This is a genomic window from Microbacterium sp. zg-Y1090, assembly GCF_030246945.1.
In the GTDB taxonomy this organism is placed as follows: Bacteria; Actinomycetota; Actinomycetes; order Actinomycetales; family Microbacteriaceae; genus Microbacterium; species Microbacterium wangruii.
Genome location: NZ_CP126742.1, coordinates 2,176,035 through 2,194,939, shown reverse-complemented (window position 1 = coordinate 2,194,939; position 18,905 = coordinate 2,176,035). Strand labels below are relative to the sequence as shown.

The following is an 18,905-nucleotide window of genomic DNA, read 5'->3' as shown; positions in this document are numbered from 1 at the left end:
TCCCGAAAGGAATCCATGACAGACACCACCACGCCCGAAAGCCCCGATCACACCCCGGTAGACCCGGTGGACAGGGTGCTGGCGCGCGCTGAGGCGCGCCCGGGAGTGAAGGTCAGCACGTTCGGCGACCGTGCCGACGGTCACCCGCTGGGTGCCGCGCAGGCGCTGCAGGACGCCTCGACCGCCTATGGCGACGGCGACGGCGAGCAGTGGGATCGCGAGGAGCGCGCGGCGCTGCGTCGCGTGCCCGGGCTGTCGACCGAGCTCGAGGACGTCACCGAGGTCGAGTACCGCCAGCTGCGGCTGGAGAACGTCGTCCTCGTCGGCGTCTACCCCCAGGGCTCGCAGGAGGATGCCGAGAACTCGCTGCGCGAGCTGGCGGCCCTCTCCGAGACGGCCGGTGCGGTCGTGCTCGACGGCGTGCTGCAGCGGCGCCCCCACCCCGACCCGGCGACCTACGTCGGCCGGGGCAAGGCGCAGGAGCTGCGTGACATCGTCGCCGCGGTCGGCGCCGACACCGTCATCGCCGACACCGAGCTGGCGCCCAGCCAGCGCCGTGCCCTGGAAGACGTCGTGAAGGTCAAGGTGATCGACCGTACGACGGTGATCCTCGACATCTTCAGCCAGCACGCCAAGAGCCGCGAGGGCAAGGCGCAGGTCGAACTCGCGCAGCTCGAGTACCTGCTGCCGCGCCTGCGCGGCTGGGGCGATTCGATGAGCCGCCAGGCCGGTGGCCAGGTGGGCGCCGGCGGCGCCGGCATGGGCTCGCGCGGACCCGGTGAGACGAAGATCGAGCTCGACCGTCGGCGCATCCGCACCCGCATGGCGCAGCTGCGCCGGCAGATCCGCGACTTCGGCCCTGCGCGCGACGCGAAGCGCGCAGAGCGCAAGCGCAACACGATCCCTTCCGTCGCGATCGCCGGCTACACCAACGCCGGCAAGTCGAGCCTGCTCAACCGGCTCACGAGCGCGGGCGTGCTCGTCGAGAACGCGCTGTTCGCGACGCTGGACGCCACCGTGCGCCGGTCGGAGACGGCTGACGGTCGCGTGTACACCCTCACCGACACCGTCGGCTTCGTGCGCAACCTGCCGCACCAGCTCGTCGAGGCGTTCCGCTCCACGCTCGAGGAGGTGTCGGGCTCCGACGTCATCCTGCACGTGGTGGATGCCTCGCACCCCGACCCCGCCAGCCAGATCGCCACGGTCCGTGACGTGATCGGCGACGTGGGCGCGCGCGACATCCGCGAGATCGTCGTGTTCAACAAGGCCGACCTCGTCGACGACGACACCCGTCTCGTGCTGCGCGGACTCGTGCCCGACGCCCTCTTCGTCTCCTCGCGCACCGGCGAGGGCGTGGACGAACTGCGCACCGTCGTCGAAGCGGCTCTGCCGCTGCCGGCGGTCGAAGTGCACGCGCTCGTTCCCTACGACCGGGGCGACCTCGTCTCGGCCGCGCACGAGACCGGCCACATCGTCGCGCAGTCGCACGAGGAGGAGGGCACCGCCCTGCACGCGCACGTGTCGCCGCGACTGGCCGCCGAGCTGGAGCGGTTCCGCACCGACGCCTGACCTGAGGAGTGGGGGCCCGCCGTGATGGCGGCCCCCACTTGTCAGTCCGCCCGCGTCAGCTCGAGCGGCGGGACACCCGGGGTGGCGAACCCGAACACCTGCCCGAGGAACGCGAGCTCGGACTCGAGCGCATGCACCACGGTCTCCGCACGCCGGAACCCATGGCCCTCGCCCTCGTAGAGGACGTAGGCGTGGGGGATGCCGCGGGAGGCGAGCGCGTCGCGTATCGCCTCGGACTGCGACGGGGGCACCACCTCGTCCTCGGCGCCCTGCAGCAGCAGCACCGGCACGCGGAAGCGATCCGACCGGCTCAGCGGCGACCGCTCGACGTACACCGCCTCGGCCTCCGGGAGCGGGCCGATCAGTCCGTCGAGGTAACGCGCCTCGAAGTCGTGCGTGTCCTCGGCGAGGGTGCGGGCATCGCCGACGCCGTAGCGGGAGATGCCCGCCGAGAACACATCGGTGCCCACGAGCGCCGACAGCACCGTCCACCCGCCGGCCGAACCGCCGGCGATCGCCAGGCGCGCGGCATCCGCCCGCCCGGCGTCGGCCAGGCCCTGGGCTGCGGCAGCCACATCGTCGACGTCGACGACGCCCCACTGGCCGCGCAGGCGTTCGCGGTACGCGCGGCCATAGCCGCTGGAGCCGCCGTAGTTGACATCGAGCACGCCGATCCCTCGGCTGGTGAGGTAGGCGATCCTGCCCGATGCGGCGGCGGCGACGTGGGCGGTGGGCCCGCCGTGCACGAACACCACGTAGGGCGGCAGCTCCCCGTCGGGGGCGACGACACCGGGGTGGGTGGGCGGGTAGTCGAACGCGTGCACCGGGCCGTGCGGGCCCTCCACCGTCACCGCGCGGGGGATCGGGGTCCACTCCGGCGCCCAGGCGGGCTCGCCGCCGACGAGCGCCTGCGCGGCGGCCGGCTCGTCGACGTCGACGAGCCACAGTCCGGCGGGGGTGTCGATGCCGGCTCCGGTCAGCAGCACGCGCGTCCCGGCGACGTCCTCGACCGACACGCCCGCCGTCAGCGGCAGACCGAGACTCTGCGCGGCGCCGTGCGCATCGATGAGCACGACGTCGTCGCCGCCGTGCGTGCGCACCGCCACGATGCGCCCATCGGGCAACGGCGCGAACCAGCGCTGACCGAGCACCCACACCGGTCCGCCGGTGTCGGCGTCGGCCGGGGCGACCGGCTGGGCGGGGGCGTCGTCGAGCACGTCGCGTCGCCACAGGTTCCAGCGGCCGGTGGGGTCGTCGCTGAAGAGCAGGTGCCGCTCATCGGTCCACACCGGCTGCAGCGGTGAGGTCTCGCCGTCGGTCAGCACCACGGGCCGCACCGCGACGCCGGCCTCCATCTCCGCGACATACAGTCGGGCGCGGTCCCACGGCATGTCGGGGTGATTCCAGCCGACCCAGGCGAGATGGCGGCGATCGGGGCTGAGCGCAGGATGCACGACGAAGTCGCTGCCCCCGGCGAGCTCGATCACCGCGCCGCCGTCCACGGGGATCGCGACGATCGCGCGTCGCGGGACCCCGGGTGCGGTGTGGTCCTCGCGCACCGCGAGCAGGGTGCCGGCCTGCCAGCTCAGCCCGCCGTGACGCACATCGCCGTCGGCCGGGGTCAGGGGCTCGGGGTCGGCGCCGGGGCGCACCGCGTAGACACGCTGATCGGTCTTCTCCACGAAGTAGAGGGTGCCCTCAGGGGAGGCCGTCCAAGCTCCGCCGCCGTACTCGTGCACCCGCGAGCGTGCGTTCCAGGGCGCCGGCAGCACGTCGGCCGCCGTCCCGTCGGCCCGCCGCCGGCGCACGGCCGTGCGGCCGCCTTCCGCGGGGAGCGTCACCCCCCACCACACCTCGTCGCCGACGAAGCGCGCGCCCTCCAGGCGCGGCGCCGCGCCCGAGACCTGCTCGGCCGTGAGCGGGGATGGCCAGGAACCGTACGGGAGAACGTCCACCATGCGCACAACGTTACGCGGGGACACAGTGCGTCACATCCGTCGCGCACGCACGGGAGCGTCGCTACCGTGGCCCCATCGTCGCCGGCTCCCCGAGCGCGGCAGGAGCGACAGCCGAGCCCGGCACCCGCCCGCGAGAAACGCACGCTGTGCGTGGATGCGGCCGTCCGGGCCGCATTCCCGGAACCTCCGAGGACGCCCCCATGAGCCTGTCGCCCGACGCGAGCGCACCGACCGTGCCGTTCTCGTTCGAGCTGTATCCGCCGCGCTCCGCCGCCGCCGCCGGCCACCTGCGCGAGACCATCGCACGCCTGGCGGCCGCGGGTCCCCGTTTCCTGTCGGTGACGTACGGGGCGGGGGGATCGACCGGCGGAGACTCCCTCGAGGTGCTGCGCCACATCCGCCGCACGACCGCCGTCGAGCCCCTGGCCCATCTCACCTGCGTGGGCAACACCTACGCCGGGGCCGCGGCACTCATCCGCGAGTTCCTCGACGCCGACATCACGAGCTTCCTCGCGCTGCGCGGCGACCCGCCCGCGGGGGCGGCCGAGGGCGACCGTTTCCTGGGCGACCTCGAGAGCGCGGCACAACTCGTGCAGCTCATCGACCGGGTGCAGGCCGAGCACGCCCCGTACACCGAACATGCGATCCCGGGACTGCCGGGTGCAGCGCGCGTCGCGCCGCGCCCGCGCGCGCACATCGCCGTCGCGGCCTTTCCGATGGGGCACCCGCGGTCTCGCCACGCCGGTCAGCACCTCGACGCGCTGCTGGCCAAGCAGGCCGCCGGGGCCACGCTGGCGATCACGCAGCTGTTCTTCCACCCCGACGTCTACCTCGCCTTCGTCGACCGGGCGCGCGCGGCCGGGGTGACGATTCCGTTGCTGCCCGGCATCATGCCGATCACCTCGCCCGCACGCCTGCGTCGCGTGCTGGAGCTGACGGGCGAGGACCTGCCGTCTGAGCTGGCCATCGCGCTCGAGGTCGAGCCGTCGGCCGCAGGCCAGCGCGACATCGGCATCGCAGCGGCCGCCGATCTCGCCCGCGCCGTCGTCGCCGGCGGCGCCCCCGGCGTGCACCTCTACGCCTTCAACGACCACGAGACCGTCCTGTCCGTCCTCCGCGAGGGCGGCATCCTCACCCCACACAAGGAGACCGCATCATGACCGACGCCACGTTCCCCGCCGGTACGATCCTCGGCTACCCGCGCATCGGCCCGCGCCGCGAGCTCAAGCGCGCCGTCGAGGCGCACTGGGCCGGCGATCTGGATCTCGAAGGGCTCGAGCAGGTGGCTGCCGACCTGCGTCGGCGCACCCGCCGGCGCCTCGCAGCGCTCGGGCTGGGGGCCGGGGACTCCGCCATCCCCGACACCTTCTCGTTCTACGACCAGGTGCTCGACGCCGCCGCGACGGTGGGCGCGCTGCCGCAGCGGTTCGCCGACCTCCGTGCCGCGGACGGGACGATCCCGTTGACGGCGTACTTCACAGCGGCACGCGGCGACCGGGAGCGTGCGCCGCTGGAGATGACGAAGTGGTTCGACACCAACTACCACTACCTCGTGCCCGAGATCGGTCCCGAGACGCGGTTCGCGCTGTCGAGCGACCGCTTCGCGCGCCAGGTCGCCGAAGCGCGTGCCGACGGGGTGGTCGTCCGGCCCGTGATCGTGGGCCCGGTGACGCTGCTGGCCCTGGCCAAGGCGACGGATGCCGCGCCCGAGGGCTTCGACCCGCTCTCGCGCCTGGACGAGCTGCTGCCGGTGTACCGCGCGCTTCTCGCCGCCCTGCGCGCGGCGGGCGCGGAGTGGGTGCAGCTGGACGAGCCGGCGCTGGTGAGCGAGAGCCTGCCGGCGTCGCCTGCCGCCCTCGCCGAAGCCGCGGCCCGCGCCTATGCGCTGCTCGGCGACGCCGCCGACCGTCCCGCCGTGCTTGTCGCCGCCGGCTACGGCCGGCTGTCGGCCGAGGCGTGGCGGGCGCTCGCCGCGGCTCCGATCGAGGCGGTGGCGCTCGACCTGCACCGGGGCGGCGTGCCGGAGCCCGCCCCCGGCCTCGACGGCAAGACGCTGGTGGGTGGCGTCATCGACGGCCGCAACGTGTGGCGCGGCGACCTCGCCGCCGCCTGGGAGCGACTCGACGCGCTGCGCGCCCTCGGTGCCCGCGCCGTCGCCGCAGGCACCTCGACCTCGTTGCAGCATGTGCCGCACGACGTCGCGGATGAGCCCGACCTCGATCCCCGCCTGGTGTCCTGGCTCGCCTTCGCCGACCAGAAGGTGCAGCAGGTCGCCACGCTCGCCACGGGGCTGCAGGTCGGGCGCGAGGGCATCGCCGACGAGCTGGCGGCGGCATCCGCTGCGCTCGCCGACCGGCACGCCGCCCCCGGCGTGCGCGACGGGGCGGTCCGGCCGCGAGCAGCGGCGCTGAGTCCCGACGACTACTCGCGGGCCGCAGCCGCCACGCGGGAATCCGCGCAGCGTGAGCTCGGACTCCCCGTGCTGCCGACGACGACGATCGGCTCCTTCCCGCAGACCGGCGACATCCGCCGTGCCCGCGCCGCCGCTGCGCGTGGAGAACTGACCGCCGCGCAGTACGACGGCTTCCTGCGCGACGAGATCCGCCGGGTGATCGAGCTGCAGGAGCGCCTGGGGCTGGACGTGCTGGTGCACGGCGAGGCGGAGCGCAACGACATGGTGCAGTACTTCGCCGAGAACCTCGACGGCTTCGCCGTCACCCGCAACGGCTGGGTGCAGTCCTACGGATCGCGGGCCACCCGCCCGTCGATCCTGTGGGGAGACGTCTCTCGGCCGGCCCCCATCACCGTGGGGTGGTCGGCCTACGCCCAGAGCCTCACCGCGGCTCCGGTGAAGGGGATGCTGACGGGGCCGGTGACCATTCTGGCGTGGTCGTTCGTGCGCGACGATCAGCCGCTGGGCGAGACCGCGGACCAGGTGGCGCTCGCCCTCCGCGATGAGATCGCCGACCTCGAGGCGGCCGGCATCCGCATCATCCAGGTGGACGAGCCCGCCCTGCGCGAGCTGCTGCCGCTGAAGAGCGCCGACCAGCCGCACTACCTGGAGTGGTCGGTCGGTGCGTTCCGTCTCGCCACCGCGGGCGCCGTCCCCGCCACCCAGGTGCACACGCACCTGTGCTATTCGGAGTTCGCCGTCGTCATCGATGCGATCGCTGCGCTGGACGCCGATGTCACCTCCATCGAAGCGGCCCGCAGCCGTGGCGAGGTGATCGGCGACATCCGCTCCTCGGGCTTCGCGCGCGGCGTCGGGCCAGGCGTGTACGACATCCACTCGCCCCGGGTGCCGTCCGTCGACGAGATCGCGGGCCTCCTGTGGCGCGCCGTCACCGAGCTGCCGATCGGCCAGGTGTGGGTCAACCCCGACTGCGGACTGAAGACCCGCGGCTATGCCGAGACGGTCGCGTCGCTGGAGAACCTCGTCTCAGCCGCGCGCGTGGTGCGCGAGGAGGTGGCGGTGCGGGCCTGACCTCCCGGCGGGGACGCACGAGGGGATGCCGCGGCAGTGCGGCATCCCCTCGTCATGTCACGCGGCGTACGCGCGGTCGCGGCTATACCGCGCGCAGCACCGCCACCACCTTGCCCAGCACGACCGACTCGTCGCCCAGGATCGGCTCGAACGCGCTGTTGCGCGGCAGCAGCCACGTGTGACCGTCGCGCTGGCGGAACGTCTTGACCGTCGCCTCGCCGTCGAGCATCGCCGCGACGATGTCGCCGTTGTCGGCTGTGGGCTGCGAGCGGACGACCACCCAGTCGCCGTCGCAGATCGCGGCATCGATCATCGATTCGCCGCTGACCTTCAGCATGAACAGGTCACCCTTGCCCACCAGCTGGCGCGGCAGCGGGAAGATCTCCTCCACCTGCTGGTCGGCGGTGATCGGCACGCCCGCGGCGATGCGGCCGACGAGCGGCACGAGCGCGGCGTCGCCGACGCTGGGCGCGGCATCGGCAGGATTCTCGGCGGCAGAGCCGGGCAGGTCGATCAGCACCTCCATGGCGCGCGTCTTGCCGGGGTCGCGCCGGAGGTATCCGCTCAGCTCGAGCTGATTGAGCTGGTGGGTCACGCTCGACAGCGATTTGAGTCCCACCGCGTCGCCGATCTCCCTCATGCTCGGCGGGTAGCCATGCCGTGCGATCGAGCGCTGGATGACCTCGAGGATCGCCAGCTGCTTCTCGCTGAGGCTCTTGCGCCGCCGCGTCTGCGGCTTGTCCCGCTCGCGGCCGGCCGGTGTCGCGTCGGTCATCGAGCCTTCTCCCGTCTCGCCGCGCGAGGCAGCGTCTTCGAATGTCGGAGGTCCGTGATGGGGTGCTCCTATCGAAACCGTATCCGGTGCCGGATGCCGCGGCGCAGAGGTCCACGCGTGTCGCGTGCGATTCGATATCCGACCGGTCCCGTGCTTGACACCCTAGAACATCGAAGATAACTTCGGAAAAGAACTTCGCATCCGGCCTTCCTGGCCGAAGGTCGGATGCGAAGATCGCCACAGAGGAGGACTCCATGACCACCATCCAGCTCGCCGGACCGACGTCGTCCGCCACGCGGCTGCGGCTCACCGCCCGCGGTCGCCGGGTGTTCACCGGTCTCGCCGCCCTCCCCATCGTCATCGCCGTCGGCGCCGCCGCCCTCAGTGGGGGAGGTGCACTCGCCAGCGGGGACCGCTCCGCTCCGGCCGGCTCGTTCCAGATGGTCACCGTCGCTGCGGGCGAATCGCTGTGGTCGATCGCCGAAGAGGTCGCGCCCCAGGCCGACCCGCGCGACGTCATCCACGAGATCGTGCGGCTGAACGCCCTCGAGTCCTCCGTGGTCGCCGCCGGTCAGCGACTGTCCATCCCCTGGGAGTACACCGCCGCGCCGTGAGGCCGGGTGCGAGGGCGATACGTTCCGACCTGGGGCCGAGCCCACTGATGGCCGGGCTGGCTAGCATGGGAGGGGTGATCCCGAGTCTCAACGACCTCCCCCTCCGCGACGATCTGCGCGGCCAGACGCCGTACGGCGCTCCGCAGGCGGCACTCCCCGTCGCTCTGAACGTCAACGAGAACACGCATCCGGTTCCCGACGAGGTCGCGGGCGACATCCTCGACGCCGTCGCTCGTGCGCTGCGCGACGTGAACCGTTACCCCGACCGCGAGTTCACGGCGCTGCGCGAGGCCTTCGCCGAGTACCTCGGCCACGGCCTGTCCCGCGACCAGATCTGGGCGGCGAACGGCTCGAACGAGGTGCTGCAGCATGTGCTGCAGGCGTTCGCCGGTCCCGGCCGCACCGCGTTCTCCTTCGCGCCGACCTACTCGATGTACCCGCTGTTGACGCGGGGGACGGGAGCCACCTGGGTCGCCGGTCACCGCGCGCACGACTTCACCCTCGCTCCCGACGACGCGGCATCGCAGGTCGCGGAGGCGGCGCCCGACGTGGTCTTCCTCTGCGCGCCGAACAACCCCACCGGAACGCCGCTGTCACTCGACGTGGTCGAGGCGGTCTACGAGGCCACAGCCGGTGTCGTGATCGTCGATGAGGCGTACGTCGAGTTCGCCCCACGCGACGCGCGGTCGGCGGTGACGCTGATGCCGGGGCGCGAGCGGCTCGTGGTGTCCCGCACCATGAGCAAGGCCTTCGCCTTCGCCGGAGCGCGGGTGGGATACCTCGCAGCCGATCCCGCGCTGATCGACGCCCTGCGGCTGGTGCGGCTGCCGTACCACCTCAGCGCACTCACTCAGGCGGCCGCCACCGCCGCGCTGCGGCACGCGCCGGTCATGCTGGGCATGGTCGACGAGATCGTCTCCCAGCGCGACCGCATCTCGGCGACCCTGGAGGCGCTGGGATACGAGCCCCACGAGTCGTGGACGAACTTCGTGCTGTTCGGCGGCGTCGCCGACCCCGCCGCCACGTGGCAGGCGCTCTACGACAGGGGAGTGCTCATCCGCGACGTCGGCATCCCGCACCACCTCCGGGTGACGGCGGGGACCGAGCAGGAGACGACCGCGTTCCTCGACGCGCTGGCGTCGATAGACTCGGGGTCATGACCCGTCCCGAGGCGCGCACCGCGTCTGTGCGCCGCGCCACCAGCGAATCGTCCGTCGAGCTCGACCTCGACCTCGACGGCACCGGTCGCAGCCACATCGACACGAGCGTGCCCTTCTTCGACCACCTGCTGACCGCCTTCGCGAAGCACTCGCTGACCGACCTCACGGTGCGGGCCTCCGGCGACACCGACATCGACGCGCACCACACCGTCGAGGACGTCGCGATCGTGCTCGGCCAGGCGATCCGCGAAGCACTGGGCGACAAGAGCGGGATCTCCCGCTACGGCGACGCGCTGGTGCCTCTGGACGAGGCGTTGGCTCAGGCCGTCGTCGACATCAGCGGCCGGCCCTACCTCGTGCACACGGGGGAGCCCGCCGGCTACGAGTTCCACCTGATCGGCGGCCACTTCACGGGCTCGCTCGTGCGTCACACGTTCGAGGCGATCACCTTCCACGCCGGAATGACCGTGCACGTCAGGGTGCTGGGAGGTCGCGATCCGCATCACATCGCCGAGGCGGAGTACAAGGCGTTCGCGCGAGCGTTCCGCCAGGCCAAGGCCCTCGACCCGCTCGTGCAGGGCATCCCCAGCACGAAGGGCGCTCTGTGAGCGAGGCCGCCCGGCCTCTCGTTGCGGTGCTCGACTACGGATCGGGCAACGTCCACTCCGCGGTGAAGGCGCTCGTCGCCGCCGGGGCCGATGCACGGCTCACGGCTGACCGCGGACTCATCCGCGACGCCGACGGGCTCGTCGTCCCGGGGGTGGGTGCCTTCCGCGCCGTGATGGACGCGCTGCGTGCCAGCCGTGCCGATGAGCTCATCGACCGGCGACTGGCCGGGGGACTGCCGGTGCTGGGCATCTGCGTGGGCATGCAGGTGATGTTCGAGCACGGCGTCGAGCGCGGCGAGGACACCGCCGGCCTGGGTGAATGGCCCGGCGCCGTCACCGAGCTCGACGCCCCGATCCTGCCGCACATGGGCTGGAACACCGTCGAGCCCGGCGAGGGGTCGGTGCTCTTCCGCGGGCTCGAGCAGGAGCGGTTCTACTTCGTGCACTCCTACGCCGCGCAGTCGTGGGAGCTCGACGTCATCCCGCCGTTCCCCGCGCCGGCCCTCACCTGGAGCCGTCACGGTGCGCCGTTCCTCGCCGCCGTCGAGAACGGGCCGCTCTCGGCCACCCAGTTCCACCCGGAGAAGTCCGGCGAAGCCGGCATCCGTCTGCTGTCCAATTGGATCGGCGCGCTGCGCCCGACTACTGTCTGACATCGTGCCTGCGCGGCCTGACGCTGCGCATCCCGAGCCCGCACCTGGAGCCATGAACGATTTCGCGTCCACCCCTGAGCTGATCCTCCTCCCCGCCGTCGACGTCGCCGCCGGCAAGGCCGTGCGCCTGACGCAGGGCGAGGCGGGTTCCGAGACGACCTACGGCGACCCCGTCGACGCCGCGATGGCCTGGGCCCGGCAGGGGGCGCAGTGGATCCACCTCGTCGACCTGGATGCGGCGTTCGGTCGCGGCAACAACACGGCGGTGCTGCGCAAGGTCATCAAGCAGGTGCGCAACGTCAAGGGCGTGCAGGTGGAGCTCTCCGGCGGCATCCGCGATGACCGCTCGCTCGAGGCCGCGCTCGAAAGCGGAGCGAGCCGCATCAACCTCGGCACCGCGGCGCTGGAGAACCCCGAATGGGCCGCCGACGTCATCGCGCGCTACGGCGACGCGATCGCGGTCGGGCTGGATGTGCGCGGCACGACGCTCGCCGCCCGGGGCTGGACCCGCGACGGCGGAGACCTGTGGGAGGTGCTCGACCGCCTCGAAGCGGCCGGCTGCACCCGTTACGTGCTCACCGACGTCACCAAGGACGGCACTCTGCGCGGCCCGAACCTCGAGCTGCTGCGCGAATTCGCCTCCCGCACCCCGAAGCCGGTCGTGGCATCCGGAGGCATCTCGAGCCTCGACGACATCGCCGCACTGCGCGAGCTCGTGCCGCTGGGGGTGGAGGGCGCCATCGTGGGCAAGGCCCTCTATGCCGAGGCGTTCACCCTGGCCGAGGCGCTGGATGTCGCCGGCTTCTGAGGACCACTGCGGCAACACCGCCGACTCCGCCGGGGTCGCGTGGGAGGGACGCAGCTTCCAATCCAACCCGCACGCCGGGGATGACGGGTCCGCCGACCCGGCACTGCTGGCGGCGCTCCTCGCGTTCCGGGCGGGCGAGGGCGACCAGGTCGCCGTGGTCGACGCCTATCGGCAGGCGAGGCTGCTGATCCCGCTCGTGGCGGAGAAGGGCGACGAGGGGGTCGGTCCGACCGGGCTCGCCGTCGACAAGACGCAGGAGCTCTCGATCGTCACCGTCGCCGCGCCCGATGGACGCAGCGTGCTGCCCGTGTTCACCTCGGTGCAGGCGATGCAGCGGTGGGATGCCACCGCCCGTCCCGTACCCGCCGACGGCATGCGCACCGCGCTCGCGGCGGCCCATGACGACACCGACCTCATCGTGATCGACCCCACGTCCGAGACGGAGTTCGTGCTGCGCCGTCCCGCCGTGTGGGCGATCGGTCAGGGGCAGCCCTGGGAGCCGAGCTTCGCGTCGCCGGAGGTGTACCGCGGGCTGCAGGAGAGCGTCGGGGGAGAGCTCGCCGTGCTCGACCTGTCGGTGGAGCCGGGCGATCCCGATGCCCGGCTTCGCGGGCCGGAGCTGGTGGTGCGGCTGCAGCTGATGTCGGGCCTGGACCAAGCCGAGCTCGATGCCGTGCTGCAGCGCCTTGCCGCGCGCTGGGCGGCCGACAACCGCATCGCGGTGCTGGTCGACTCGCTGACTGTGAAACTGCTGCGCGCACCGGAATGAGCGTGCCCGGCGCCGAGTGAGCGTCCGTGACGGACACCCACCCGGCAGCGGGTCAGGTGACGGGGCCGGTCAGCTTCTCGCCGGGGCCCTTGCCGATCGGGTCGGGGATCACCGACGCCTCGCGGAACGCCAGCTGCAGCGAACGCAGTCCGTCTCGCAGCGAGCGGGCATGCATGTCGCTGATCTCGGGGGCGCCGGCGGTGATGAGACCTGCCAGGGCGTTGATCAGCTTGCGCGCCTCGTCGAGGTCCTGCTGCGTCTCGGGGTCGTCGGCGAGGCCGACTTTCACGGCGGCGGCGCTCATCAGGTGCACGGCGGCGGTCGTGATCACCTCGACGGCGGGCACATCCGCGATGTCGCGCGTGGCGGCGCTCGCCGCGCGGTCCTGCTCGTCCCAGCGGGCCTGGGTCTCGGCGTCCGGAGCGCTCGCGTGCGCCGTGGAATCGGCCTGGCCATCGGGAATCGTGTTCACATCGCACTTTCTGCTAGACTTTCGCGGGCACCGGGGGTTCAACCCCGGATCGAAAGAGGATCACATCCCACCCGCGCTTGCCGCTCCAGGCTACCGGGTCCACGCACTCCGCTCCGTTTCCACGGGGTAGCTAGGGTGCACAAGCCGGCGCAGGTGCGCTGTGCGGGTGGAACGTGCGAATCTTCCGCCCGCGAGGGACCGTTTGATGACGGGCCGTCGCGGTGGCCGAACCCATTCGCTACGTAAGAGGAGCTCCGCATCAGCGATCCCCGCACCAACGACCGCATCCGCGTCCCCGAGGTCCGCCTCGTCGGACCCGCGGGTGAGCAGGTCGGCGTCGTCCGCATCGAGGTGGCGCTGCGCCTGGCACAGGAGGCCGAACTCGACCTGGTCGAGGTGGCCCCGAACTCGAAGCCCCCCGTGGTCAAGATCATGGACTACGGCAAGTTCAAGTACGAGGCGGCGCAGAAGGCCAAGGAAGCGCGGCGCAATCAGGCGAACACCGTCCTCAAGGAGGTCCGGTTCCGTCTGAAGATCGAGGCGCACGACTACATCACCAAGCTCAAGCGCGCCGAGGGCTTCCTGCAGGCCGGCGACAAGGTGAAGGCCATGATCCTGTTCCGCGGCCGCGAGCAGTCGCGCCCCGAGCAGGGTGTGCGTCTGCTGCGCAAGTTCGCCGAGGACGTCGCGGAGTACGGCACCGTCGAGTCGAGCCCGACCATCGACGGCCGCAACATGGTCATGGTCGTGGCCCCGCACAAGAACAAGTCCGAGGTCAAGACGGAGCAGAACGCCCAGCGCACGGCCAACAAGGAAGCCGCACGCCAGGCCCGCTCCGGCGACGGCCAGGCAGCGGATGCCGCAAGCGGAGACGACTCCGCCGCACAGCCGGCCGAATAGGCCCCACAGACCCCCGCACCGCGGGATACCGACTCCCGCCTGCGCGGGACCAGCAACGAAGGAAGAAGAGATGCCGAAGCAGAAGACCCATTCGGGTGCCAAGAAGCGCTTCAAGGTCACCGGAAGCGGCAAGCTCATGAAGCAGCAGGCCGGCATGCGCCACAACCTCGAGGGCAAGGCGAGCCGCCGCACCCGTCGCCTGAACCAGGAGCAGGTCCTGGCCCCGGGTGACGCGAAGGTCGCCAAGAAGCTGCTCGGTCTCTGAGCTCCCCCGCACGTTAGGAAGTAGAAGAAAATGGCAAGAGTCAAGCGGGCAGTAAACGCCCACAAGAAGCGTCGCGTCATCCTCGAGCGCGCCTCCGGCTACCGGGGTCAGCGTTCGCGCCTGTACCGCAAGGCCAAGGAGCAGGTCACCCACTCGCTGGTCTACGCGTACCGTGACCGTCGCAAGCGCAAGGGTGACTTCCGTCGCCTCTGGATCCAGCGCATCAACGCCGCTGCCCGCCAGAACGGCATCACCTACAACCGCTTCATCCAGGGTCTGGGTCTCGCCGGCGTGCAGGTCGACCGCCGCATGCTCGCCGAGCTGGCCGTGCACGAGCCGGCCACGTTCGCCTCGCTGGTGCAGACGGCCAAGGCTGCGCTGCCCGCCGACGTCAACGCTCCCAAGGCCTGACGCACGCACACCTCACCGCTCTCGCGGTGTCACGAAGGGGCGTCCTCCACGGAGGGCGCCCCTTCGGCGTACCCGGATGCCGGGCATGCGCGCCCTAGGATGGGAGCGTGCTCGAGAATCCGCGTTCGCCTCGTGTGCGTGCCGTCGCCAAGCTGACCAAGCGCAGCGCGCGACAGGAGACCGGACTGTTCCTGCTCGAGGGTCCGCAGGCGGCCCGCGAGGCACTCGCGCACCGGCCGGACGCGCTCGTGGAGCTCTTCGCGACACCGGGCGCTCTGGAGCGCCACTCGGACATCCGTGACGCCGCGGAGGAAGCCGGCGTCGACGTCGTCTTCACCACGGAAGCCGTCATCGATGCGATGGCCGACACGGTCACCCCGCAGGGGCTCGTGGCGGTCGCCCGCCAGTCGCCCACGTCGCTCAAGGACATCTTCGCCGCGGGCCCGCGGCTGATCGCGATCTGCGAGGAGGTGCGCGACCCCGGCAACCTCGGCACCATCATCCGGGCGGCCGACGCCGCCGGGGCGGATGCCGTGATCCTCACCGGCCGCACCGTGGACCTCTACAACCCGAAGGTCGTGCGCGCCACGACCGGCTCGCTCTTCCACGTGCCCGTCGCCGTGGGCGCCGACCTCCAGGCGACGGCGGCCCGGGCGCGCGCCGCCGGCCTGCAGGTGGTCGCGGCGGACGTGGGCGGCGAGGACTTCCTGGCCAGCCGCGCGCTGCTCGCCCGCCCCACGGCGTGGCTTTTCGGCAACGAGGCGCGGGGCCTCGACGAGGAGGCGCGTGCGCACGCCGACCTGGCGCTGCGTCTGCCCATCTACGGTGCCGCCGAGTCGCTCAACCTCGCCACCGCGGCCAGCGTCTGCCTCTACGAGTCGGCGTTCGCCCAACGCGCCGACGACTGACGCGCGCCCTGCCCGGAGGACCGTCCCCGCGGCATCCGCGCACACCGCGCCGCGCGTCGATTATGTTTCAGAACGGTAAAGGTCCGGGCAACCGCCACGGTGGATCCCGGCGGATGAATAAGGTGAGTTCCATGGCGACATCAGATTCGCAGGCTGCCCCGCGCACGTCGAACATCGACGTCCAGCGAGGCGAGCCGCTCGTAGTGATCACCGACGTGCAGAAGCACTACGGCGACTTCCAGGCGCTGAAGGACATCAACCTCACCGTGAACCGCGGCGAGGTCGTCGTGGTCATCGGCCCGTCCGGCTCCGGCAAGTCGACGCTCTGCCGCACGATCAACCGCCTCGAGACCATCACGAGCGGAACGATCACCATCGACGGCAAAGAGCTGCCGAAGGAAGGCAAGGCCCTCGCGGCGTTGCGTGCCGACGTCGGCATGGTGTTCCAGTCGTTCAACCTGTTCTCGCACCTGTCGATCCTCGACAACGTGACGCTCGGCCCGATCAAGGTCAAGGGCATGAAGAAGGCGGATGCCGAGCGCGAGGCGCGCGCCCTGCTCGAGCGGGTGGGGGTGGCCCAGCAGGCCGAGAAGCTTCCCGCCCAGCTGTCAGGCGGGCAGCAGCAGCGGGTCGCCATCGCACGCGCACTCGCGATGAAGCCCAAGGTCATGCTCTTCGACGAGCCCACCAGTGCGCTCGACCCGGAGATGATCAACGAGGTGCTCGACGTCATGGTCGGTCTCGCGCAGGACGGCATGACGATGATCGTCGTGACCCATGAGATGGGGTTCGCGCGCAAGGCGGCTGACCGCGTGGTGTTCATGGCCGACGGGCAGATCGTCGAAGAGGCCACCCCCGACACGTTCTTCACCAACCCGCGCAGCGACCGCGCGAAGGACTTCCTCTCCAAGCTCATCACGCACTGAGACGTCCGCGCCCGTGCACCCGGGCCGGTCACCGAAACCATCGACACCAGGAGGATCACATGCGCAAGACCCGTATGGCCGGCGCCTTCGCCGGCATCGCCATCGCCGCCCTCGCCCTGAGCGGCTGCAACAGCGGCACGCCCGACAACCCGGGTGGCGAAGCCACCGACGGCGAGGACACCACAGCGCTGTGGGAGGTCGCCACCGACGTCTCGCTGGAAGGCAGCCCGACGTACGACCGCATGGTCGAGCGCGACGGCGTCATCATCGGTGTGAAGAACGACCAGCCGGGCCTCGGCTACCAGGATGCGGCCACCAATGAGCGCACCGGCTTCGACATCGACATCGCGCGCTGGATCGCGGCGTCGCTGGGCTTCGACGAGGACCAGATCACGTACGAGACCATCCCCTCCGCCAACCGCGAGCAGGCGATCGTCAACGGCGACATCGACTACTACGTCGGCACCTACTCGATCACCGACAAGCGCAAGGAGCAGATCGACTTCGCCGGTCCGTACTTCCTCACCGGCCAGGGCCTGCTCGTCGCCGCGGACAACGACGACATCACCGGACCGGACGACCTCGCAGGCAAGATCGTCTGCTCGGTGACCGGCTCGACGCCGCTGCAGCGCATCCGCGAGGAGTACAGCCCGGGCGACACCGTCGAGTACGACACCTACTCGCAGTGCATCGAGCAGCTGCTGTCCGGCTCGGTCGACGCCATCACCACCGACGAGGCGATCCTCGCCGGCTACGTGGCGCAGCAGCCCGACGAGCTGAAGATCGCCGGCGAGCCCTTCAGCGAGGAGCGCTACGGCGTGGGCCTGGAGAAGGGCGACACCGTTCTGCTCGACCACATCAACTCCCTCTTCACCGACGGCGGCGACGTGTGGACCGCGCTGTTCGAGGAGCACCTCGCTCCCGCCGGCATCGACGGCGAGCAGCCGGCCGTCGACTGACCCTGAGGTCGGGGCGGCCCCGCGGCCGCCCCCGACCCCCTTCCTGATCCGACCGAGAGAAGTACGCATGGGCGTCATCACCGACAACGCCGACGTGTGGGGCGAAGCCCTGCTGGGCACTCTCATCCTGTTCTTCGGCGGCGGGGTGCTCGCCCTCGTGCTCGGCATCGTCGTCGCCGCGATGCGCGTCTCGCCCATCCCGGTGGCCCGTGCCGTCGGCACGATCTACGTCAACACGATCCGCAACACGCCGCTGACGCTCGTGTTCTTCGCGTTCGCGTTCGCCCTGCCTCCGATCCTGGGCCTGCGATTGACCTCCGACGTGTCGCTGACCCTCGCGATCAGCGCGCTGGGGCTGTACACCGCGACCTATGTGGCCGAGACGATCCGCTCCGGTATCAACACGGTTCCGGTAGGGCAGGCCGAAGCCGCCCGCGCTCTGGGCCTCACCTTCGGCCAGGTGATGGGCCTCGTGGTGATGCCGCAGGCGTTCCGCTCGGTGATCCCGCCGATGATGAGCGTCTTCATCGCGCTGCTGAAGAACACCACCGTCGCCGCCGGGTTCTCGGTCGTCAACCTCGGCTCGGCCCGCAACTACCTCAGTGAGCGGGGCGAGAACCAGTTCCTCGTGATCGTCTGGGTCATGGTCATCTTCGTGGCGCTGGTGCTGCTGCTGTCGTGGCTGCAGCGAACGCTCGAGAACCGATGGAGGGTGACCCGATGACCTCGGTCCTGTACGACGTCCCCGGTCCCCGGGCCATCGTCCGCAACCGCATCCTCGGCGTCGTCACGGTGCTGCTCGTCGCGGCGGTGCTGGGCTTCCTGCTGTGGCGCCTCATCGACACCGGGCAGTTCTCCGCCCGCAAGTGGCAGGCCTTCAGCTACACCACCGTGTGGCTCAACATCGGGGAAGCCACGCTGCGCACTCTGGCCGCCTTCGCCGTGGCGGCGGTCGGTGCGCTCGTGGTGGGCTTCGTCCTCGCGATCGGGCGACTGTCCGATCACGCGTGGGTGCGCATCCCCGTCGGCGCCGTCGTCGAGGTGTTCCGCGCCGTGCCCGTGCTGGTCTTCATGTTCCTGCTCTACTACGGGCTGCCGGTCATCGGCATCCGGATGGACTCGTACTGGGCCGTCGTCATCGCGCTCATCGCCTACAACGGCCCCGTGCTCGCCGAGGTCATCCGCGCCGGCGTGCAGTCGCTGCCGCGCGGTCAGCAGGAGGCCGGCTACGCCCTCGGCCTGCGCAAGTCGGGTGTGATGCGGCTCGTGCTGCTGCCGCAGGCGATCCGCGCCATGCTGCCCGTGATCATCGCGCAGCTGGTGGTGACGCTGAAGGACACCGCGCTGGGCTTCATCATCACCTACCCCGAGCTGCTGTTCTACGCGCGCTACCTGGGCTCGCAGTCGACGTACGGCTCGCCGATCGTGCCGATGACGATCATCGTCGGCGCCATCTACATCGGGCTCTGCCTGCTGCTCTCGCTGGTGGCCACGGTCGTCGAGAAGCGTCTGCGCCGCTCGGCGCGCACGCCCGGTGTCGCGCCGATGCACCACCCGGTGGGCGAGGTCACAGACACGCAGCTCATCGCGGTGCAGCAGCGCGCGGACCGCGCGCTCGACGGCAAGGCGGGCCCGAACGACGGCTGATCCACGGCTCTACCGACGC

Annotated in this window: 20 protein-coding genes; 17 read left to right on the top strand and 3 right to left on the bottom strand. The window is 71.2% G+C overall.

Translation table 11 applies throughout. The features are described 5' to 3' along the window. The first annotated feature begins 15 nt into the window (after nucleotides 1-15). Nucleotides 16-1,569 (top strand): GTPase HflX, encoded by a 1,554-nt coding sequence (gene hflX, locus QNO26_RS10435; RefSeq protein WP_257533201.1) that lies wholly within the window; start codon nucleotides 16-18, stop codon nucleotides 1,567-1,569. Between the two features lie 41 nt (nucleotides 1,570-1,610). On the opposite strand, the gene QNO26_RS10430 is transcribed toward hflX, so the two are convergent. Beyond that, nucleotides 1,611-3,527, bottom strand: coding sequence for a S9 family peptidase (locus QNO26_RS10430; RefSeq protein WP_257533199.1), 1,917 nt, complete (start codon nucleotides 3,525-3,527; stop codon nucleotides 1,611-1,613). 200 nt (nucleotides 3,528-3,727) lie between these two features. Between QNO26_RS10430 and QNO26_RS10425 the strand changes: the two genes are divergently transcribed. Together QNO26_RS10425 and metE are read left to right on the top strand one after the other, a co-directional pair. Continuing rightward, nucleotides 3,728-4,687, top strand: a complete 960-nt coding sequence (locus tag QNO26_RS10425; RefSeq protein ID WP_257533197.1) for a methylenetetrahydrofolate reductase — start codon at nucleotides 3,728-3,730, stop codon at nucleotides 4,685-4,687. Beyond that, nucleotides 4,684-7,011 carry a 5-methyltetrahydropteroyltriglutamate--homocysteine S-methyltransferase gene (gene metE / locus QNO26_RS10420; RefSeq protein ID WP_257638253.1) on the top strand — a complete coding sequence of 776 codons (2,328 nt, stop codon included), beginning with the start codon at nucleotides 4,684-4,686 and terminating at the stop codon, nucleotides 7,009-7,011. The genes QNO26_RS10425 and metE overlap by 4 nt, the downstream gene beginning before the upstream one ends. Nucleotides 7,012-7,093: 82 nt before the next feature. Here the strand turns inward: metE and lexA are convergent, their stop codons facing one another. Then, nucleotides 7,094-7,786, bottom strand: a complete 693-nt coding sequence (gene lexA, locus QNO26_RS10415; protein WP_257533193.1) for a transcriptional repressor LexA — start codon at nucleotides 7,784-7,786, stop codon at nucleotides 7,094-7,096. Between the two features lie 254 nt (nucleotides 7,787-8,040). On the opposite strand from lexA, the gene QNO26_RS10410 reads away from it, so the two are divergent. The 6 genes from QNO26_RS10410 (at nucleotide 8,041) to QNO26_RS10385 (ending at nucleotide 12,398) form a co-directional block, all read left to right on the top strand. Continuing rightward, nucleotides 8,041-8,400, top strand: a complete 360-nt coding sequence (locus QNO26_RS10410) for a LysM peptidoglycan-binding domain-containing protein (protein ID WP_257533191.1) — start codon at nucleotides 8,041-8,043, stop codon at nucleotides 8,398-8,400. Between the two features lie 65 nt (nucleotides 8,401-8,465). Continuing rightward, complete coding sequence (locus QNO26_RS10405) at nucleotides 8,466-9,560, top strand: histidinol-phosphate transaminase (RefSeq protein ID WP_257638266.1); 1,095 nt, start codon at nucleotides 8,466-8,468, stop codon at nucleotides 9,558-9,560. Further along, the gene (gene hisB / locus QNO26_RS10400) at nucleotides 9,557-10,168 is read left to right on the top strand and encodes an imidazoleglycerol-phosphate dehydratase HisB (RefSeq protein WP_257533186.1); all 612 of its coding nucleotides are present in this window, start codon (nucleotides 9,557-9,559) and stop codon (nucleotides 10,166-10,168) included. Before QNO26_RS10405 ends, hisB begins: the two co-directional genes overlap by 4 nt. After that, on the top strand, nucleotides 10,165-10,821 hold the full coding sequence (gene hisH, locus QNO26_RS10395) for an imidazole glycerol phosphate synthase subunit HisH (protein ID WP_257533184.1): 657 nt from the start codon (nucleotides 10,165-10,167) through the stop codon (nucleotides 10,819-10,821). Before hisB ends, hisH begins: the two co-directional genes overlap by 4 nt. Before the next feature lie 52 nt (nucleotides 10,822-10,873). Then, nucleotides 10,874-11,629 (top strand): bifunctional 1-(5-phosphoribosyl)-5-((5-phosphoribosylamino)methylideneamino)imidazole-4-carboxamide isomerase/phosphoribosylanthranilate isomerase PriA, encoded by a 756-nt coding sequence (gene priA / locus QNO26_RS10390; protein WP_257533182.1) that lies wholly within the window; start codon nucleotides 10,874-10,876, stop codon nucleotides 11,627-11,629. Further along, on the top strand, nucleotides 11,613-12,398 hold the full coding sequence (locus QNO26_RS10385; protein WP_257638254.1) for an SseB family protein: 786 nt from the start codon (nucleotides 11,613-11,615) through the stop codon (nucleotides 12,396-12,398). The genes priA and QNO26_RS10385 overlap by 17 nt, the downstream gene beginning before the upstream one ends. A 52-nt stretch (nucleotides 12,399-12,450) precedes the next feature. Here the strand turns inward: QNO26_RS10385 and QNO26_RS10380 are convergent, their stop codons facing one another. Beyond that, a complete protein-coding gene (locus QNO26_RS10380; RefSeq protein WP_374679358.1) occupies nucleotides 12,451-12,870 on the bottom strand; it encodes a DUF1844 domain-containing protein in 420 nt (139 codons plus the stop codon). A gap of 258 nt (nucleotides 12,871-13,128) precedes the next feature. Between QNO26_RS10380 and infC the strand changes: the two genes are divergently transcribed. From infC to QNO26_RS10340, 8 genes are all read left to right on the top strand, one after another. Continuing rightward, on the top strand, nucleotides 13,129-13,770 hold the full coding sequence (gene infC, locus QNO26_RS10375; RefSeq protein ID WP_257533292.1) for a translation initiation factor IF-3: 642 nt from the start codon (nucleotides 13,129-13,131) through the stop codon (nucleotides 13,768-13,770). A 70-nt stretch (nucleotides 13,771-13,840) separates the two neighbouring features. Continuing rightward, nucleotides 13,841-14,035, top strand: coding sequence for a 50S ribosomal protein L35 (gene rpmI / locus QNO26_RS10370; protein WP_257517405.1), 195 nt, complete (start codon nucleotides 13,841-13,843; stop codon nucleotides 14,033-14,035). Nucleotides 14,036-14,065: 30 nt separating this feature from the next. Continuing rightward, nucleotides 14,066-14,446 (top strand): 50S ribosomal protein L20, encoded by a 381-nt coding sequence (gene rplT / locus QNO26_RS10365; RefSeq protein ID WP_257533178.1) that lies wholly within the window; start codon nucleotides 14,066-14,068, stop codon nucleotides 14,444-14,446. 107 nt (nucleotides 14,447-14,553) lie between these two features. Then, nucleotides 14,554-15,354, top strand: coding sequence for a TrmH family RNA methyltransferase (locus QNO26_RS10360; protein ID WP_257533176.1), 801 nt, complete (start codon nucleotides 14,554-14,556; stop codon nucleotides 15,352-15,354). Between the two features lie 131 nt (nucleotides 15,355-15,485). After that, entirely contained in the window at nucleotides 15,486-16,280 is a 795-nt protein-coding gene (locus QNO26_RS10355) for an amino acid ABC transporter ATP-binding protein (RefSeq protein ID WP_257533174.1), read from the top strand. 59 nt (nucleotides 16,281-16,339) lie between these two features. Then, nucleotides 16,340-17,239, top strand: a complete 900-nt coding sequence (locus tag QNO26_RS10350; protein ID WP_257533172.1) for a glutamate ABC transporter substrate-binding protein — start codon at nucleotides 16,340-16,342, stop codon at nucleotides 17,237-17,239. 67 nt (nucleotides 17,240-17,306) lie between these two features. Further along, on the top strand, nucleotides 17,307-17,963 hold the full coding sequence (locus QNO26_RS10345; RefSeq protein WP_257533170.1) for an amino acid ABC transporter permease: 657 nt from the start codon (nucleotides 17,307-17,309) through the stop codon (nucleotides 17,961-17,963). Further along, entirely contained in the window at nucleotides 17,960-18,886 is a 927-nt protein-coding gene (locus tag QNO26_RS10340) for an amino acid ABC transporter permease (RefSeq protein ID WP_257533168.1), read from the top strand. Before QNO26_RS10345 ends, QNO26_RS10340 begins: the two co-directional genes overlap by 4 nt. The last annotated feature ends 19 nt before the right edge of the window (nucleotides 18,887-18,905 follow it).

Excerpts from the sequence above, each read along its gene's own strand:
- hisB (WP_257533186.1), top strand. The coding sequence starts at position 9,557 with ATGACCCGTCCCGAGGCGCGCACCGCGTCTGTGCGCCGCGCCACCAGC.
- QNO26_RS10430 (WP_257533199.1), bottom strand. The coding sequence starts at position 3,527 with ATGGTGGACGTTCTCCCGTACGGTTCCTGGCCATCCCCGCTCACGGCC.
- rpmI (WP_257517405.1), top strand. The coding sequence starts at position 13,841 with ATGCCGAAGCAGAAGACCCATTCGGGTGCCAAGAAGCGCTTCAAGGTC.
- lexA (WP_257533193.1), bottom strand. The coding sequence starts at position 7,786 with ATGACCGACGCGACACCGGCCGGCCGCGAGCGGGACAAGCCGCAGACG.
- metE (WP_257638253.1), top strand. The coding sequence starts at position 4,684 with ATGACCGACGCCACGTTCCCCGCCGGTACGATCCTCGGCTACCCGCGC.
- QNO26_RS10340 (WP_257533168.1), top strand. The coding sequence starts at position 17,960 with ATGACCTCGGTCCTGTACGACGTCCCCGGTCCCCGGGCCATCGTCCGC.
- QNO26_RS10350 (WP_257533172.1), top strand. The coding sequence starts at position 16,340 with ATGCGCAAGACCCGTATGGCCGGCGCCTTCGCCGGCATCGCCATCGCC.
- priA (WP_257533182.1), top strand. The coding sequence starts at position 10,874 with ATGAACGATTTCGCGTCCACCCCTGAGCTGATCCTCCTCCCCGCCGTC.
- QNO26_RS10345 (WP_257533170.1), top strand. The coding sequence starts at position 17,307 with ATGGGCGTCATCACCGACAACGCCGACGTGTGGGGCGAAGCCCTGCTG.
- QNO26_RS10425 (WP_257533197.1), top strand. The coding sequence starts at position 3,728 with ATGAGCCTGTCGCCCGACGCGAGCGCACCGACCGTGCCGTTCTCGTTC.
- QNO26_RS10410 (WP_257533191.1), top strand. The coding sequence starts at position 8,041 with ATGACCACCATCCAGCTCGCCGGACCGACGTCGTCCGCCACGCGGCTG.
- QNO26_RS10355 (WP_257533174.1), top strand. The coding sequence starts at position 15,486 with ATGGCGACATCAGATTCGCAGGCTGCCCCGCGCACGTCGAACATCGAC.
- hflX (WP_257533201.1), top strand. The coding sequence starts at position 16 with ATGACAGACACCACCACGCCCGAAAGCCCCGATCACACCCCGGTAGAC.
- QNO26_RS10405 (WP_257638266.1), top strand. The coding sequence starts at position 8,466 with ATGGGAGGGGTGATCCCGAGTCTCAACGACCTCCCCCTCCGCGACGAT.
- rplT (WP_257533178.1), top strand. The coding sequence starts at position 14,066 with ATGGCAAGAGTCAAGCGGGCAGTAAACGCCCACAAGAAGCGTCGCGTC.
- QNO26_RS10385 (WP_257638254.1), top strand. The coding sequence starts at position 11,613 with ATGTCGCCGGCTTCTGAGGACCACTGCGGCAACACCGCCGACTCCGCC.